The 16,638-nt window shown below is 62.8% G+C and carries 15 protein-coding genes; 9 read left to right on the top strand and 6 right to left on the bottom strand.

Features of this window, described 5'->3' with window-relative positions:
- Window positions 1-7: 7 nt before the first annotated feature.
- Entirely contained in the window at window positions 8-1,462 is a 1,455-nt protein-coding gene (gene mdtD / locus ACS13N_RS19185; protein ID WP_438933208.1) for a multidrug transporter subunit MdtD, read from the top strand.
- 44 nt (window positions 1,463-1,506) lie between these two features.
- Here the strand turns inward: mdtD and ACS13N_RS19180 are convergent, their stop codons facing one another.
- The 3 genes from ACS13N_RS19180 to ACS13N_RS19170 form a co-directional block, all read right to left on the bottom strand.
- Complete coding sequence (locus tag ACS13N_RS19180) at window positions 1,507-2,211, bottom strand: hypothetical protein (RefSeq protein WP_438933207.1); 705 nt, start codon at window positions 2,209-2,211, stop codon at window positions 1,507-1,509.
- Window positions 2,212-2,280: 69 nt separating this feature from the next.
- Entirely contained in the window at window positions 2,281-3,633 is a 1,353-nt protein-coding gene (locus tag ACS13N_RS19175; RefSeq protein ID WP_438933206.1) for an ankyrin repeat domain-containing protein, read from the bottom strand.
- Window positions 3,634-3,759: 126 nt separating this feature from the next.
- Window positions 3,760-4,170, bottom strand: coding sequence for an HU family DNA-binding protein (locus ACS13N_RS19170; RefSeq protein ID WP_039598429.1), 411 nt, complete (start codon window positions 4,168-4,170; stop codon window positions 3,760-3,762).
- A gap of 328 nt (window positions 4,171-4,498) precedes the next feature.
- Between ACS13N_RS19170 and ACS13N_RS19165 the strand changes: the two genes are divergently transcribed.
- On the top strand, window positions 4,499-5,416 hold the full coding sequence (locus ACS13N_RS19165; RefSeq protein ID WP_438933205.1) for a DMT family transporter: 918 nt from the start codon (window positions 4,499-4,501) through the stop codon (window positions 5,414-5,416).
- Between the two features lie 43 nt (window positions 5,417-5,459).
- On the opposite strand, the gene ACS13N_RS19160 is transcribed toward ACS13N_RS19165, so the two are convergent.
- Window positions 5,460-6,254, bottom strand: a complete 795-nt coding sequence (locus tag ACS13N_RS19160; protein WP_438933204.1) for an enoyl-CoA hydratase — start codon at window positions 6,252-6,254, stop codon at window positions 5,460-5,462.
- Window positions 6,255-6,265: 11 nt separating this feature from the next.
- Complete coding sequence (locus tag ACS13N_RS19155; RefSeq protein WP_438933203.1) at window positions 6,266-6,820, bottom strand: TetR/AcrR family transcriptional regulator; 555 nt, start codon at window positions 6,818-6,820, stop codon at window positions 6,266-6,268.
- Between the two features lie 80 nt (window positions 6,821-6,900).
- Between ACS13N_RS19155 and ACS13N_RS19150 the strand changes: the two genes are divergently transcribed.
- From ACS13N_RS19150 to ACS13N_RS19125, 6 genes are all read left to right on the top strand, one after another.
- Window positions 6,901-7,512: a DJ-1/PfpI family protein gene (locus ACS13N_RS19150; RefSeq protein ID WP_438933202.1), complete on the top strand. Its 612-nt coding sequence runs from the start codon at window positions 6,901-6,903 to the stop codon at window positions 7,510-7,512.
- 280 nt (window positions 7,513-7,792) lie between these two features.
- On the top strand, window positions 7,793-9,118 hold the full coding sequence (locus ACS13N_RS19145) for a hypothetical protein (protein ID WP_438933201.1): 1,326 nt from the start codon (window positions 7,793-7,795) through the stop codon (window positions 9,116-9,118).
- A gap of 241 nt (window positions 9,119-9,359) precedes the next feature.
- Window positions 9,360-9,884 (top strand): formaldehyde-activating enzyme, encoded by a 525-nt coding sequence (fae, locus tag ACS13N_RS19140; protein WP_438933200.1) that lies wholly within the window; start codon window positions 9,360-9,362, stop codon window positions 9,882-9,884.
- A gap of 11 nt (window positions 9,885-9,895) precedes the next feature.
- On the top strand, window positions 9,896-10,918 hold the full coding sequence (locus ACS13N_RS19135; protein WP_438933199.1) for an aldo/keto reductase: 1,023 nt from the start codon (window positions 9,896-9,898) through the stop codon (window positions 10,916-10,918).
- Between the two features lie 14 nt (window positions 10,919-10,932).
- Complete coding sequence (locus ACS13N_RS19130; protein WP_438933198.1) at window positions 10,933-12,381, top strand: NAD-dependent succinate-semialdehyde dehydrogenase; 1,449 nt, start codon at window positions 10,933-10,935, stop codon at window positions 12,379-12,381.
- Window positions 12,382-12,491: 110 nt separating this feature from the next.
- On the top strand, window positions 12,492-13,859 hold the full coding sequence (locus ACS13N_RS19125; protein WP_438933197.1) for an MFS transporter: 1,368 nt from the start codon (window positions 12,492-12,494) through the stop codon (window positions 13,857-13,859).
- 42 nt (window positions 13,860-13,901) lie between these two features.
- Here the strand turns inward: ACS13N_RS19125 and ACS13N_RS19120 are convergent, their stop codons facing one another.
- A complete protein-coding gene (locus ACS13N_RS19120; protein ID WP_438933196.1) occupies window positions 13,902-14,777 on the bottom strand; it encodes a LysR family transcriptional regulator in 876 nt (291 codons plus the stop codon).
- Window positions 14,778-15,154: 377 nt separating this feature from the next.
- On the opposite strand from ACS13N_RS19120, the gene aldA reads away from it, so the two are divergent.
- Entirely contained in the window at window positions 15,155-16,579 is a 1,425-nt protein-coding gene (aldA, locus tag ACS13N_RS19115; protein WP_438933195.1) for an aldehyde dehydrogenase, read from the top strand.
- Window positions 16,580-16,638: the final 59 nt, after the last annotated feature.

Genomic DNA, 16,638 nt, shown 5'->3' with positions numbered 1-16,638 from the left:
ATTGCGGGTGGATGTCCGGAGCTTTCCGGACAGGCATTCCAGGATTCACATGCAGACCGCTTCAACCTTCAGCTCCCCACAAGATGCTTCCCAGAAGGCCATGCTGTGGATCGTCTTTGCCGGCTTCTTCATGCAGGCGCTGGACACGACGATCGTCAATACCGCGCTGCCCTCGATGGCGCGCAGCCTTGGCGAGAAACCGCTCGACCTCAAATCGGTGGTGGTGGCCTACACGCTCACCATGGCACTGCTGACGCCGGCATCGGGCTGGCTGGCCGACAAATTCGGCACGCGGCGCGTCTACTTCAGCGCCATCCTGATCTTCGTGATCGGCTCGGTGTTTTGCGCCACGGCGCACACGCTGCCGCAACTGGTCATCGCCCGCGTTCTGCAGGGCATTGGCGGGTCCATGTTGCTGCCGGTGGGGCGGCTGGCGGTGTTGCGCAATATCCCGGGCGAGCAGTACATCGCGGCGCTGGCTTTCGTGTCGGTGGCCGGGCAGGTTGGCCCGCTGCTGGGGCCGGCACTGGGCGGGTGGCTTGTGCAGAACGTCTCGTGGCACTGGATTTTCCTGATCAACGTGCCGGTGGGCCTGGTGGGGCTATTTGCCGTGCGGCGCTATCTGCCGCAGGACGCATCGAGCGCGGTGGCGCCATTCGACTGGATCGGCTGCGGCCTGCTGTCGATGTGCATGGTGGCCTTTTCGCTGGCGCTCGAAAACGGCGCGGATAGCCCGTGGAGTGCGCTGCTCATCGCTGTCAGCCTTGTCAGTGCGCTGCTGTATATCCCGCATGCAAGGCGGCGGGTTGCGCCGTTGTTCCGGCTTGCGTTGTTCCGCGAACCGAACTTCAGCGTTGGCCTGATCGGCAACCTCTTCTGCCGAATTGGTTCGGGCGCGGTGCCATTCCTGCTGCCGCTGCTGTTCCAGCTGCAGCTGGGCTACTCGCCGTTTCGCTCGGGGTTGCTGCTGTTGCCGATTGCCATTGCAGGCATGCTTGCCAAGCGCTGGGTCGTGCCCCTCGTGAACCGGTTCGGGTACGACGGGTTCCTGCTGATCAACACGTGGATTGTCGGCGTATCCATTGCATCGTTTGCCGCCATGTCGCCGGGCTGGCCGCTGGTGCTGTCGATCCTGCAGCTGTCGATTTTCGGGTGCGCGAACTCGATGCAGTTCGCGGCCATGAACAGCATCACGCTCAAAGGCCTGTCGCACGAGGATGCCGGCAGCGGCAACAGCCTGTTCTCGATGGTGCAGATGCTGGCGATCGGCCTGGGTGTGACGATTGGCGGCGGGCTCGTCAGTCTGTTCTCCGTCAGGCTCGGCATGGCTGCGCCGGCCTATCAGTTCGCATTTCTCACCATGGGCCTGGTGACGGTGGTGTCTGCGCTGATCTTCCGTCGGTTGGATGCCAAGCCGTTTCATTCCGAGGGTGCGGAACCCGAGGTCGCGCAGGCGCGTTAGCGAGGGGCACCAGTCTGCGGTGGTCGGCCCTCGCGCGCCAGCAATCAGAGCAGCGTGAGCGTCGCGGGAATTTTCTGGAAACTGATCTTGCCTTGCTGAACGACGAAGGTGTAGGAGTCGGCTCGCTCGCCGTGATGGTGGGCCAGTATGTAGCCACCAATACCGCTGCGGTGGTGGATGTTCCCGTGCGTGCCTTTGAAGAACTGCGTCATGTTGGCGCAAAGGTCAACGCGGCGTTGCGTGGGGTGGTCCGCATGAGTTGACGCCAGCTTGGTATTGCCGCCAACAACAGCGAAGAACAGGCGATATGCCGAGAGGTTGCCGAGCAACTTTGACCAGTCCCAGATGTAGCCTTCCTCTGACAGTCTGATGGAGACCGAGTCTTGGGCATGGCATTCACTTTCTGCTGTCAGGTGATGCACTCGCGCTCCGGTGGGGCCCATCAGACAGAAGTCGAGTCCCATCTGCTTCGCTGCATGGTCGTGAATGAAGCCCGAATTAACCAAGCGCGTCCAAAAAGTCGGATCCTTCTTCGTTTTTGAAACCCGAAGTGACATCGTAGCGGCGTGCTGCGGTTGGTACAGATCCACGATCGCGCGAGCAAACGTGTAATGCGCCCATAGCGTCCAATCGCTCTGCGGGGACGAAGTCACGGGCCACGAGGGCGAGGTTGGCGCAAGATGCCTCTTGGCTGCCGCATGGCTGAGAAACAACCAATCCTGCAGAAGCAGATGGGTGATTTTTTTCAAGGTTCTTTGTCTCCGACGTGAACGACGCGATCGTCCGGCCGCTGAGCGCGGCTGGCTCGGGCAGCTATCTCAACGAGGGCAGTCCCCCGCTTGTGCCGCTGGGCTCTTCTGCAGCAACAGTTGTGCGACGTCCGGATGCCCATAGCAGCGCGCGTAGGCAAGCGCGGTCAAGCCCGACGGGGACTTGGCATTGGGGTCTGCGCCCGCATCCAGAAGCCGTTTCGTCAACGGCAGGTCGCCATAGATGGCGGCGCGGACCAGCAAACTGTATCCCCGAGCATCCCGTGTAGCGACGTCAACAAGACGGCTCGGCGGTGACATTGCGTTCAACTGATCGTTGAAGCGCTTGAGCTGGACCTCGGGAATCACGTCCAACGCGCGAAACAGCACGGTTTTCATGCGCTGGTTCACATCGTCAGGAATCAGCGGCTGCGGCGAGATGCCAAGCATCATCTCCAGTGGACGGGTATCGCCCTTGACGGCAACCTGGGCGCTGCTCATGAGCGGGGATGTCCAGACGCCTGTTGAATGACGCTCCACCGGAAGCGCATAGCGGCGTTGAATCAAGGATTCGAGGATGTCCAGGCGACCGGCATGGATTGCCGCATCCCAGACCGCCATCTCGGGCGGGGCGGGTTCATGCAGGTCCAGCAAGGCTTTCACGACGTCAATCGGTGCGCGCTTGCGAATGGCGGCTGTAATATCCGCGCTCCTGAGCGGGTAGCTCACATCGGGCGCCTGCTGCCAGGTGTCGCGGCTTGGCGTGAACTGGCTGAACTTCGCCTTGAGCCGTTGCAGGGCTTCTCCTCGCTGCGGTTCCGGCAGGTCAACGACTCCCGACCAAAGCGTCGACAGGTTTGCCGTCTGCTCTGCGGGCGCCTTGTCGAGCAGGCGATCGAGGAAGATTCGCGCCACTTGCGCGGTATCTTCAGGCGTGGCGCGCCCGCTTCCCAGTATTTGCAGGAAGCGGCCAACGTCGCCCCAGGCGTACTGCCCGTCTCTCGTCGGCGTGGCACCGTCGTCAAGCATCGACTCGATCCCGCGCAGTGCGGGCTTCATGTGTAACTGGTTTGGCGCCAGGTTGATAAAGAAGGCCAGGCGCATGTTGTTCAGCGCTGCCCGATCTTCCGGGCGTGCAAGATCACGGAACGCGAGCCAGTCATCCTGTCGAAGGTTTTCCGTGGCGATGCTCCCCAGCGTGTACACGGTATGCGGGCACTTCCGGAAAGGTTGAAGCGGTTCGCTCAATGCGCGCAAGCGTTGAATATCACCATCAATGATCGCCTCGCATTGCTTTTCAGGTGCCATTTCCGATTCTGCTGAACTCGCCGCCATGGCTAGCGTTGCGCTTCCAAACGCCACGTTGAAAATGACGGACAGCCGAACCAGGCGGTGCAGGCATGCAGATGAGAATGGGGTCACTGGAACATTCCTCGACAGGTGGAGATATCGCGCCGTTTGGCCGGGGGAGTGTATGACAGGGTTTGCGCGCTTCAACTCAGCATAAAAAAAGGGGGCCGAAGCCCCCCTTTTTCGTGTTGCGGCGTATTACCCGTTCAGGGCTGCATCCTTGACCTTTTTCAGGGCACGGACTTTCACACGCACCGTTGCCGGCTTTGCTTCGAACCACTGCTCCAATCCGGTGAAGGGGTTCTTGCCAAAGCGGCGCTTGGTTGCGGGCACCTTCACGGACGTCACCTTGAAGAGGCCGGGCAGCGTGAACTCACCGGCTCCCTTCTTGTGCAGTGCGCCTGTGATGGTGTTTTCCAGGTGGAGAAGAACGGCCTTCACGGCTTTGGCGTCAACCTGTGCCTGTTCGGCCAGATGGCTCACCAGGCTCGATTTGGTGAACGTGTCCTTCAACGGCTTGACGGACACGGCGGTCGCGGCAGACTTCTTTGCCGGCGCGGCCTTCTTCGGTGCTGCCTTCTTTGCTGCTGTTTTAGCTTTGGTTGCCATGGGAGTATTCGGAAGTAGGTGAATGGGCCAGCAAGATTTGAGCGTATCGCACAGCGCGATACGCTGCAAGAAAGGATAGCAAAACTCGCGCGGATCGCCTGTAGAAATCAGCGGTCAGAGGCGCATTCGGGTTTTTTGTGTGGGTGATTCCTCCAGGTTTCCTTCCTCTTGCGAGCGCGTTCGTAGAACGGTGCGGTCGTTGTACGCATGGCCGGCACCGACTCTTTGACCGAGACCGAACTGTTCCTTCTAGGGAAACGCCCCAGCCCCAGCTACGCTCCTCGAACATTGAGCGTCAGCCGGTGACCATCCGCGCAAGGGGATTCTGGTGCCAAAGATCGACACATCTGCAACCGCCAACCTGACCGGGTTGGTCTTGCTTCTCGTCCTATCCAGCTTGTGGGGCGCGTCTTACACCTTTATCCGGCTGGGCGTGGAGACCATTCCACCGCTGACCTTCATTGCCGCAAGAACGCTGATCGCAGGTGTTCTGCTGTTGCTTTGGATGCAGGGGCGCCGCATTCCAATGCCCCGCGATCGGGCCGTCTGGATGCGTTTCGGCGTGCAGGCGCTGCTCAACAGCGTGGTGCCATTCACGCTCATCGCATGGGCCGAGCGTTCGGTGGGGGCTGGGCTGGCCACGATCCTGAACTCAACGTCGCCGGTCATGGTGTTCCTGGGTACCGCACTGATCACCCGACACGAGCCGGTGTTCGTGCGTAAGCTCGTTGGCGTGATCGCCGGGTTTTTCGGGACGTGCATGGTGATTGGCCCGAGTGCCATTGATGGGCTGGGCGGCCAGTTGATTCCGCAGTTGGCCATCGTGGCGGCGACGGCGTGCTATGCAGGTGCCGCAATCTACGGCCGATCCTTCAAGGGTTTGAACCCGGCTGCGCCTGCCGCTGGGTCGTTGATGGTCGGCGCACTGGTGCTGACCCCTGCCAGCCTGGTGATCGATCGGCCTTGGGAGATCCATCCCTCCGCGCGCTCGTTGACGGCGTTGTTTGCGCTGGCGGTGTTCTCGACGGCCTTGGCGTTCGTCATCTACTTTCGGCTCATTCAGGTGCTGGGGGCGATCGGCACCACGGCGCAGGCCTATCTGCGTGTTCCGATTGGTGTTGGGATCAGCGTGGTGTTCCTGGGCGAATCGCTGGCGCCTTCGGCCTGGCTGGGGCTGGGGTGTGTGGTCGCGGGCGTTGCCGCGATGTCGGTACCCGCGCGCCTCACGCGAGCGCAGCGGGCGTAGGTTGCAGGTCAGGCCGTTGCTGTACGGCGCAATTTGAACTGGCTCACCGTTGCCACTTGGCTGGCCGCTTCTCCAGAAACGCGTCAATCCCTTCGCCGGCATCCTCTTCCATCATGTTGCGTGCCATGACATCGCCAGCGTAGGCATACGCATCGCTCAGTGCCATTTGCCGCTGCCGATAGAACATCGCCTTGCCGTAGCGGATGGCGGTGGGGCTCTTCGACAGGATCTCGGCCGCTTTGCGGGCGACGGCATCGTCAAGCGCCGTATCGGGCACGGCCGCGTTGATGAGTCCCCAGTCTGCAGCCGTGGCTGCGTCGATGAAGCGGCCCGTGACCAGCATGTCGAACGCGCGCTTGGCCGAGATGTTGCGCGACAGCGCCACGGCAGGCGTTGAGCAGAACAGGCCGACGTTGATGCCGGACACCGCAAAGCGTGCCGTTTCCGAGGCGATTGCCAGATCGCAACTGGCGACGAGCTGACAGCCCGCTGCCGTGGCAATGCCATGCACCCGCGCGATGACGGGCACCCGTAGCGCCTGGATGGCCTGCATCACCACGCTGCAGCGTGCAAACAGTGCCTGGTAGTAGGCAAGTTGCGGCGTGCCGCGCATTTCACGCAAGTCGTGTCCGGCGCAGAACGCCTTGCCGGCAGCGGCAAGCACCACGCAGCGCACGCTGTCGTCTGCCGCTACGTCGTCCAGGGCACGCTGCAGCGCATCCAGCATGGCCTCGGACAGTGCGTTGAACTGCAGCGGACGGTTCAGCGTGAGGGTGACCACGCCTTCGCGCGCTTCGCGCAGCACCAGCGTGTCTGCTGTGGTGGGGCTGGGTTCCATAGGTGCACCTCCTACAGGGGGCGTGGGGACGCAAACCCACCACTCCGTAGCCGCGCGATCGCCAGCTTTGCAAGCTGGGCGAACAAAACCGGCTGGCTCCGGTCGCCCGATTGCTGCCCGCCGATGAGCCACAGGTGTGCGAAGCGTGCGACGAGTTCCGCGTCGGCGGGGTTGTCCATCCGTGCGCGGCAGGTCGAGATGGCGAACGACAGGCGGGTGCGATCGACCCGATCCTGGTATTCGGCAACCAGCCTGTCCCGGCGCGCCCATGCCCGAATCGCAATCTCTCGCTGCGGGTGCTTTCCGGCAGCCACCTCCAGATAGCGTGCGAGCACGTCTTCCAGGGTGAGACCTTCTGCCGCATGTGCGAGCATCCGCTCGGTGTAGTCCTGCTCCCATTGCATGAGTACGGCGCGGACAAAGGCTTCGCGGCTACGGAAGTGGTGATAGAACGAGCCCCGCGTCACATTCAGGCGCCGGGACAAGCGCTCCGCAGACACGCCCAAATAGCCCTCGTGGTCGAGGGCATCGAATGCGGCGGCAATCCATTGATCTCGCGTCAACATTGGGTGGGTACCGATAACGTACAGACTGTGTATGGTCGTGCCCGCGTCACTAGTCTGCGGCTTCGATTCTGGAGCCGCCAATGAAGCAAATCGCACTGATTGCCTTTGAGCAATTCACCGACATCGACCTGTTCCTGATGTGGGACATTCTGGGTCGCAACCAGAAAGATTGGCAAGTTCGGATTCTGGGCAAGCCACCGGAACTCCGCTCGGCCCATGGCCTGGTGATCCCCACGCACGGCCGGCTTGAAGAGGCCAACCACGCCGACGTCGTGCTCTTTTCCAGCGGCAAGGAGGGTGTGCCCGCTGCCATGTCGGATGCCGGCTTCATGGGCGCATTTCAGTTGGACCCGAGTCGCCAGTTGATCGGCTCCATCTGCGCGGGATCGTTCATTCTTGCGCGGCTTGGCCTGCTTCCCCATCCCTTGGCGACGACGCACCCTGAGGCGCGCGCGGCGCTGCATGCGGAGGGCGTGGAGCCCGACGATCGGCCCATTGTGATCGATGGCAATGTCGCCACGGCGGGAGGGTGCCTTGCTGCGCTCTATCTCGTCGGTTGGGTTGCGGAGCGCCTGTTTGGCGCGGAGAAATGCATGGAGACGCTGAGGCCGGTGCTGCCGTCAGGTCAGTACAGTGTGTACGAGAAGTTGATTGTGTCCAGCCTGGAGCAGGGCCGCATGCAGCACGCATGAGTTGCGCTGCAGGACATGTGCGCTGCTTCTTGCCGCGCGTGACGTTGATACGGCGCCAGTAGCGGGCCATAACGTCATCGGTATTGAAAGCGGGCATGCGACGTATCTGTTCATCCTGGATCAACACGAGGTGGTGTTATGCCACCGGCGCATGACTTCATCGTTTTATCTTCGTTCTGACCGGAGGGCTGCTGTCACAGACTTTCTTGCTGCTGTTCAACCACAACAACCGCAAGGAAGAAAAATGACCCCGCAGTTCTCTCCTCGTTCACCTGCTTTGTTGGCACGCTCCCTTCGCGTGGCGAGCGTTGCCGTGCTCTTTGCCGCGCTGGCCGTGCCGGTTCAGGCGGCTTCGCCATTGGCGACTGCCGATCAGGTTGCGCTCGATGCGCTGGCCGTGCAGGTCAATCGGAACAACGGCTATCCGGTGCTCAAGGCTGAAGCCAAGGCCGCCTACGCCCTGGCCTATGGCGGCAACGTCAGCGCGGAAGCCGCAAGCCGTCTGGACAACGCCATCAATGAACTGGCATTCAGCGCCATCCAGAAGTCGGTCAACGGCGATCCGTTCAATCCCAAGGTGTACTGGGTGGATGCGCCGCCGCGCAACTGGCCCGGCGTGAGCGTGCCGGGCGGCCGCTATTCCTACGACAACCCGGACAACATCTACCGGACCATTCCGATCGACGGGTCGTCGCGCTACGTCATCAAGGGCAAGCGTACGTACCCTGGCCCGACCGATGTCACGTTCTCGCTCATCAGCAATCCGAACTCGCAGCAGACCGTGGCCATCCTGACGGGGCAGGATCTGGTGGTGGAGGCGGACGGCACGTACACGATCACGGTAGACAATGCGCCGGCCAACGGCCGCGTGAACCATATCCAATCCAATGGGCAGGCGCGGCAGCTGTTCATCCGCAACAACCTCGGCAACTGGAATACGGAAACGCCCGATGCGCTGAGCGTGCAACGCGTGCCCGATGGCCGCAGCTATCCGGCCAAGGGAGCGTTCGCCATCGCTGCCGATGCGTGGCTCAACCTGCAGGAATCCATCTTCGACTACGGCGTGGGCGCGCTGGGCCTCAAGACGCATACCAATCCGGTCAACACGCTGTCGAGCCCCTCGGTCTCGTCCACCCTGGGTACGCTCACCACGCAGGCCAGCGCGTTCGGCCACTTCAAACTGGCGGACGACGAGGCGCTGGTTGCCACGGTGCAGACGGGCGGTGCAGGGTACGTGGTCTTTCCGGTGACAGACCCGTGGCTGGTGACGGTCGATCCGATTCGTCATCAGTCCAGCCTGAACAACGTGCAGGCCGCACCCAACGCCGATGGCAGCTACACCTTCGTGGTGTCGACCCAGGACCCGGGCGTGGCCAACTGGATCGACCCGGTGGGGCTGCATGAGGGCACCATCATGGTCCGCTGGCAGAACCTGCCTGCCACCAAACCGCTGGCTGGCGGCCCGGCCATCCAGACCCAGGTGGTGAAGCTGGTCAATCTTGCCGGTGTGCTGCCGGCGGGCACACGCTATGTCAGCGCAGCCCAGCGTGCCCAGCAATTGACCGACCGCGCCGCCGGGTATGCGCGGCGCGTAGCTCTCCAGTAACCCAGCGAAGAGGGGGGCGGCTACGGCCGCGCCCCTCCCAGCGCAGCTCCGCGCATTCCAGGCCAACTGGCCCGTCCTGGCGGCGCCCGCTACCCCGCATCACACGCCCGCCACGCCGCCGCTTGGGATTCGTCCCGATATGCGGCCGCCGCATACCCCGTCATCGAAATTTGTCGCTTCCCGGGTGGAATCGCACGCCGACACAATGGCCGCGCATAACCCTCTTGGACGCGACATCGCAATGACCTCCCCCATCCAGAAGCAGCTCTATATCGGCGAAGGCTTTGAAGGCCCCGGCGTCAACCTTGCGCACATCAACGTGCTGGTCGGCCCGCGCAACGGCCCCGCTGGCCAGGCATTCTCCACCGCACTGGCGACCCCCTCTGCTGGCCACGCACCGTTCGTCATCATTGCGCAGCCGGGCATTCCGACCAAGCCGCTCACGCTGTACGTGAACAAGGCGCCGATTGAGAGCGACTTCCATGGCAACGCCACGTGGGGTGCATCGCAGGCCGGTATCGCCAAGGCCGTGGCCGAAGCGCTGGAAAACGGCACACTGCCGCCCGAAGCGGAGAGCGACTGGGTGGTCGTGTCGGCCAACTGGGTGAACCCCAAGACTGACAACCTCGACGCCGTGTTCGAGAACAACTACAAGGCCTGCCGCAACGCGATCATCGCCGCCATGGAAGGCCTGCCGCGCAAGGAAGCTGTGTTTGCGGCTGCGCGTGACGTCTCCAACCCGTTCTACACCCCGAAGAAGGGCTGAGGAGACACCAGATGGAATACGTCCGCCTGGGCCAATCCGGCCTGAAGGTGTCGCGCCTGTGTCTGGGCACGATGAACATGGGCACGCCGCAGTGGAAGCCCTGGATATTTGACGAGGCGCAAAGCGAGCCCATCGTGCGCCACGCGCTGGAAGCCGGTGTCAACTTCATCGACCTGGCCGACTTCTACTCGACCGGCGTGGGCGAAGAGGTCGTCGGGCGCATCCTGAAGCGCCTCGCGCGCCGCGAAGAGCTGGTCGTGACCACCAAGGTCGGTTACGACATGGGCGACTACCCCAATGCGGGTGGCCATTCGCGCAAGCACATCCTCGACGGCATTGACGCGTCGCTCAAGCGGCTCGACATGGATTACGTCGACGTCTACATGCTGCATTTCTTTGACGTGAACACGCCCGTTGAAGAGACCATGCGCGCGATGCACGACGTCGTGGAAGCGGGCAAGGCGCGCTACCTCGGTGTGTCGACCATGTACACGTGGCAGTTCGCCAAGATCATGCAGGCGTGCGAGCGCAACGGCTGGCACAAGCCGATCAACATGCAGCTCCAGCTGAACCTCGCCTACCGCGAAGAAGAGCGCGAGATGGTGCCGTACTGCATTGATCAGGGTGTGGGCGTGTCGGTGTTCAGCCCGCTGGCCCGCGGCCTGCTGACGTGCGAGCCGACCTCGACCCGCAACCAGACCGACTTCTTCACCGCGCAGATGTACGGCGACCCGGCATCACTGGCGATTGCGGCATCGGTGGCCAAGGTGGCCAAGCGCCGTGGCGTGCCGCCCGCGCAGATCGCACAGGCATGGGTGCTGAGCCGCCCGGGCATCGCCAGCATGCTGGTCGGTGCAGATTCGGTTGCGCAATTCGATAGCGCATTGGGCGCACTCGAAACCAAGCTGACCGAAGACGAGCTGTTCGAGCTCGACCGCAACTACACGCCGTGCGACCTCATCAACGACTACACGGCCGGCAAGCGCTGCGCACGTGAAGCACGTCCGGCGCAAGGCGTGTTTGCGGCAGATTGAAGGAGCAACACACAATGAGCGAATTTCTCAAGGCCGGTCATTACATCGGCGGCGAATGGTATGCGCCGCAACCTGGCGCGGCTACGTATCCCGTGCTGAACCCTGCCACCGGCGAGACGATCGTGCAGGTCGCCAAGGGCGGCGCTGCCGAAACCCAGCAGGCGATTGATGCCGCAGAGCGTGCCTTGCCGGCCTGGCGCGCACTGACCGCCAAGGAGCGCGGCGCACGCGTCAAGCGCTGGGGCGAGCTGATGCTCGAACACCGCGACGCACTGGCTGAACTGCTGACACGCGAACAGGGAAAGCCGCTGGCCGAGGCCAAGGGTGAGGTGGCCTATGCGGCCAGCTTCCTGGAATGGTTTGCCGAAGAAGCCAAGCGCATGTACGGCGACGTGATCCCGAGCCCGAAGCCGAACGCACAGATCGTCGTCACGCGCGAGCCGATTGGTGTGGTGGCGGCCATCACGCCGTGGAATTTCCCGCTCGCGATGATTACGCGCAAGGCGGGTCCTGCGCTGGCAGCCGGTTGCACGATGGTGCTCAAGCCGTCGGAAGAGACGCCGCTGTCGGCCTTTGCACTCGCCGTGCTGGCCGAGCGCGCAGGCGTGCCGGCTGGTGTGTTCAACGTCGTTTCGGGTGATGCTGTGGCGATTGGTGGCGTGATGACCGCATCGCCGGTCGTGCGTAAGCTGTCGTTCACCGGCTCGACGCGCGTGGGCAAGCTGCTCGCTAAGCAATCCGCTGATACGTTGAAGAAGCTGTCGCTCGAACTGGGCGGCAATGCGCCGTTCATCGTGTTTGACGATGCAGACCTGGATGCAGCCGTGGAAGGTGCGATGGCGTCGAAGTTCCGCAACACGGGGCAGACCTGCGTGTGCGTGAACCGATTCCTCGTGCAAGACGGCGTGTATGACGCGTTTGCGCAAAAGCTGGCAGATGCCGTGCGCAAGCTGCGTGTCGGCAACGCACTGCAGGGCGACGTCGATCAAGGACCGCTGATCAACGCGGCGGCGTTGGCCAAGGTGGAATCGCACGTGGCCGATGCAACGGCCAAAGGCGCTTTCGTGGTCACCGGCGGCAAGCGCCATGCACTGGGCGGCACGTTCTACGAGCCGACGGTGCTGGCCGGCATGCAGCCCGACATGCTGATCGCGGAAGAAGAAACCTTCGGCCCGGTTGCCGCCTGCTTCCGCTTCCAGACGGAAGAAGAGGCCATAGCCGTTGCCAACGACACGCCGTTCGGTCTGTCCGCGTACTTCTATACGCGCGATCTTGGCCGCGCGTGGCGTGTGTCGGGTGCGCTGGAATCCGGCATGGTGGGCGTCAATGACGGAATCATCTCCACCGAAGTGGCGCCGTTCGGCGGCGTGAAGCAATCCGGCCTCGGCCGCGAAGGCTCGAAGTACGGCATCGATGAATACGTCGAGCTGAAGTACACGCTGATGGCCGGTCTCGGTCGCTAAGTCGCTCCCCCAGCGATTGCGCCGCGCGCCTTTCCCGGCCGCGCGGCGCGCCTTCCCCTCGCCGCGGCGTCTCACGCCCGCGCATCACCCATAAGAACTCAGGAGGAGCCATGAGCCATTCGAATGCTCAGTATGTGGCTGACGGCGCGATGCCGCAGTCATCCGCCGCCGAACGCCTGCAAGGTCGAGTCAACCTTGACGATGTTCCGCTGAACCGTTTTCACATCAAGATCGCCGGCCTGACGTTTGGTGCGCACCTGACCGAGGGCTACGTGATCGGCACGGTCGGCTATGCGCTCAGCGCCATGGGCAATCAGATGCCACTCGATCCGTTCTGGATGGGGATGCTTGGTGGCTCTGCGCTATTCGGCATCTTTATCGGCAGCCTCCTGTTCGGTCGCCTGTCTGACATCATGGGCCGTCAGAAAATCTTCCTGACGAGCTTCCTGATCATCACCGTCGCCTCCGCTGCGCAGTTCTTCGTGACTTCGCCAATGGAGCTGTTCCTGCTGCGTGTCCTCATTGGTATTGGCATGGGTGGCGATTTCTCGGTCGGTCACGCGATTCTGGCCGAGTTCTCGCCGCGCAAGCATCGTGGCGTGTTGCTGGGTTCGTTCAGCGTGATCTGGACCGTGGGCTATGTGATCGCCAATGTGCTTGGTATGGCCTACGCACATACAACGCCCGATGCCTGGCGCTGGTTGTTGGCCTCGGCCGCGTTGCCCGCCGCCGTCATCCTGGTCTTGCGCATGGGAACGCCGGAGTCGCCGCGCTGGTTGGCTGGCAAGGGACGCGTGAAGGAAGCGCGTGCGATTGTCGCCAAGCTCTTCGGCCCGAATGTGGTGCTCGACGGTGCGGCTGAACCGCATGCAAATGTCGGCTTCGGGCGCCTGTTTCAGCCGGATCTGATTCGTCGCACGCTCTTCAACTGCCTGTTCTTCATGTGTCTGGTGATCCCGTACTTTGCGATCTACACGTTCTTGCCGACGATTCTGTGGACGATCGGCCTGGCGCAAGGCTTTGGTACAGATCTGCTGCTCAACGCCTTCCTGGTGCTGGGTGCGTTGATCGGTATCTGGCTGACGATCGTGTTGTCGCGGCGCGGCTTTCTGATCGGTTCGTTTGCAGTGACTTGTGCCTCGTTGCTGGCGCTGCTGCCGTCAACGGCTTCGGTTGGCATGATCATCGCATTCGCAATTTTCACGCTCACGATGTCGGCGTTCAGCAACCTGGTGGGCGTGTTTCCGCCCGAGTGCTTTCCGACGGAAGTGCGGGCAAGCGGCGTTGGACTCTCAGTCGCGTGCAGCCGGTTGGGCTCCGCGGTGGGCACGTTCCTGCTGCCGGTCAGCATCACGACGCTTGGGTTTCAGGCAACGATGTTCGTACTGGCAGGCGTGCTGCTGATCGGGATGATCGTGTCGATCGCGTGGGCGCCTGAGACAAAGCATCTGACGCTCAACCAGGCAGCGGGTGACTGAGGCGTCTGAGGTAACAGCAAGTCCGTGGCGGAGCGCAGCGGGTCAGGCCCGCTCCGCCACCTGCTCCCGCAGCCACGTGGCAAACACCCGGACGTGCTCGACGACTGCGTTGTTGGGCGCAACATCCAGCCAGTAACCGAATGGGCCGACCACGTGCACCGGCGACAGCCGCATCAAGGTGCCGTCACCCATCTCTTCCTCGATCATGTTCAAGTCGACGATGGCGAGCCCAGCACCCTTGCGGGCAGCATGGATCGCTTGCTCGAGCGTCGAAAATTCAATGCCGTCGCCGACACGCGCGTAGGGGATGCCCGCTTGCGCACACCAGTCAGCCCACATCGTCAGGCGCTTGCCTTCGTGCAACACGTGCAATGGCGGCAACCTGGTGAGCAGCGCATCGAGCGGCTCGCCGGAAAACCTCGGCGCGCCCACCAGGGCATGCCGCTCCATCATCAGCAGTTCGGAGTGCATGTCGGGGTGCGCGGCACGTCCGAAACGGATGCGGCAATCGCAGTCGTCGGACGCCTCGGTGCGGATCGACAGTTCAACATCCGGCTGCGCCTCCGAGAGCGTCCCCAGCCGTGGAGAGAACCATTGCGTGGCCAGTGTGGGCGGCAGCGATACCGTGAGACGGCGCTTCGTCTCCGGAGGCTGTGCGGCAACTTCACCAACGCCGTGCTCGATGGCGTCGAACGCCCGCTCGACAAACGGCAGCAGCCGCTGACCGGCCTCGGTCAGGTTGACGCCTTTGTGGTCCCGCTCAAAGAGCTGCACGCCGAGTGCGTCTTCCAGCAAGCGGATCTGCCGGCTGACCGCGCTTTGTGTGACGAAGAGCGAGGTCGCTGCGCGGCTGAAGCTCAGGTGCCGCGCCGTTTCCTCAAAAAAACGCAGCGCGATCAGCGATGGTAGGCGTCGCATGGTGTCGGTGTCCTCTGGTTCGTCGATGCCGGTTCCGCTGGTCTGCGGGACGTCAAACTATGTCACAACGCCCAGGCAGTTTTTCGACGTCGACGCGGCGAGACGTTATGCGCTTCGCCGCCCGTCAGCATTCGGATACGTCCGAAAATTGGGGTGGTCCAGGATTGGCAATCTTTGCGGTGCTTTCACGCATCGCCTTGTTTGGCGTGCACTTGCAGCGGATCGGTCCGCTCAGCATGAGTTTTACGCATACCCGCTGTAACAATAAGTCGTTTGTCCTGCCCTGAATGCCTGAACAGAATGCGCTCCTGTCCTGTGATGCGCGATCGCTATTTGAAGTCGAAGCGATTTGCCCATCTACCCAAAGGAGCCTCTTCATGCGTACCGAGTGCAACTACGTGAACGGCCGGTTTGCCAATGCGCAAAGCGATGCGCTGATCGTTGTTCACAACCCCGCCACCGAAGCACCGTATGCACGCGTGTCGGCCGCTACGGCCGATGAGGCCATCGCCGCCGTCGATGCTGCAGCCGCCGCACAGAAGGTGTGGCGCAAACTGACGAGTGCCGAGCGTGCCGCTTATCTGCACAAGCTTGCCGACGCACTGACGGCGCGTGCGCCCGAGATTGGCGCGGCACTCGCGCAGGAGTCGGGCAAGAGCCTGCAGGATTCCTCGAACGAAGCCATCTACGCCGGCCAGATCACGCGCTATCACGCGGAGTGGGCGCGCCGGATCGAGGGCGAGATCATCCCGAGCGACACGCCCGACGAGAACCTGTTCCTGCATCGTGAGCCGATCGGCGTTGTCGCCTGCCTGATCCCGTTTAACTTCCCGGTCTATACGTTGTTACGCAAGGTTGCGCCGGCGTTGATTGCCGGCAACACGGTGGTGGTGCGCCCGAGCAACAACACGCCGGTGTCTGCGTTCGAAATTGCCAAGGCCGTTGACGAAGCGGGTTTTCCGCCAGGTGTCATCAACATCCTGGCGATGGATCACGCCACGGCCCAAGCGCTGTGCACGCACCCGGCCGTCGGCATGATCACGCTCACCGGAAGCGTGCATGCGGGCCGCCATGTGCTCGACTATTGCAAGGCGAACATCGCGAAGCCTTCGCTGGAACTCGGTGGGAAAACGCCCGCGATCATCGAACCCGATGCGGATCTGGAGCGTGCCGCCGCCGCGCTCGTCGCATCAAAGACCACGCACTGCGGCCAACTCTGTACCGCCATCGAACGTGTGTACGTGCATGAGAGCGTGCACGACCGCTTTGTCGCGTTGCTCCAGCAGAACATGCGTGCCGTACGCGTTGGCGACCGCGCTGAAGATCCATCGCGCATGGGGCCGCTCGTCAGCGCATCGGCGCGTGCCAACATCCACGCGATGGTGGAACGCGCGATTGCAGACGGTGCCACGCTGGAAACGGGCGGCAAGGTGCCGGATGGCCCCGGTTTCTTCTATCCCGCAACGCTGCTTACCAACTGCCGGCAGGACATGGAGATCGTGCAGGAGGAGACCTTCGGCCCGATCCTGCCCGTGCTGCGCTACGCAACCATCGACGACGCCATCGCCATGGCGAACGACCACCAGTTCGGCCTGTCGTCGGTGCTCTACACCGAGAACTACCGCACCGCGATGCAGGTCGCGAACGCGATCGAGGCAGGCGAGCTGTACGTCAACCGCACGCCGGCCGATCCGTATCAGGGCTATCACGCCGGCTGGAAGCGATCGGGCCTGGGCGGCGACGACGGTAAGCACGGAATGCTTGAGTTCACGCAGACGCGCCTCGTCGTCATGAAGTACTGATTGGTCATCTGAACCTGAGCCGCGCAGGAAGCCAAGTGCGCGGTGACGCTGCTTTCCCT

Source organism: Ralstonia sp. 24A2, assembly GCF_051783885.1.
In the GTDB taxonomy this organism is placed as follows: Bacteria; Pseudomonadota; Gammaproteobacteria; order Burkholderiales; family Burkholderiaceae; genus Ralstonia.
Note: the sequence above shows the minus strand (reverse complement) of the source record. Positions and strands in the feature narration are given on the sequence as shown.

What these genes read in the sequence shown, in the direction of transcription:
- ACS13N_RS19170 (WP_039598429.1), bottom strand. Translation starts at nt 4,170, where the DNA reads ATGGCAACCAAAGCTAAAACAGCAGCAAAGAAGGCAGCACCGAAGAAG.
- ACS13N_RS19160 (WP_438933204.1), bottom strand. Translation starts at nt 6,254, where the DNA reads ATGGAACCCAGCCCCACCACAGCAGACACGCTGGTGCTGCGCGAAGCG.
- ACS13N_RS19155 (WP_438933203.1), bottom strand. Translation starts at nt 6,820, where the DNA reads ATGTTGACGCGAGATCAATGGATTGCCGCCGCATTCGATGCCCTCGAC.
- ACS13N_RS19150 (WP_438933202.1), top strand. Translation starts at nt 6,901, where the DNA reads ATGAAGCAAATCGCACTGATTGCCTTTGAGCAATTCACCGACATCGAC.
- fae (WP_438933200.1), top strand. Translation starts at nt 9,360, where the DNA reads ATGACCTCCCCCATCCAGAAGCAGCTCTATATCGGCGAAGGCTTTGAA.
- ACS13N_RS19135 (WP_438933199.1), top strand. Translation starts at nt 9,896, where the DNA reads ATGGAATACGTCCGCCTGGGCCAATCCGGCCTGAAGGTGTCGCGCCTG.
- ACS13N_RS19130 (WP_438933198.1), top strand. Translation starts at nt 10,933, where the DNA reads ATGAGCGAATTTCTCAAGGCCGGTCATTACATCGGCGGCGAATGGTAT.
- ACS13N_RS19125 (WP_438933197.1), top strand. Translation starts at nt 12,492, where the DNA reads ATGAGCCATTCGAATGCTCAGTATGTGGCTGACGGCGCGATGCCGCAG.
- ACS13N_RS19120 (WP_438933196.1), bottom strand. Translation starts at nt 14,777, where the DNA reads ATGCGACGCCTACCATCGCTGATCGCGCTGCGTTTTTTTGAGGAAACG.
- aldA (WP_438933195.1), top strand. Translation starts at nt 15,155, where the DNA reads ATGCGTACCGAGTGCAACTACGTGAACGGCCGGTTTGCCAATGCGCAA.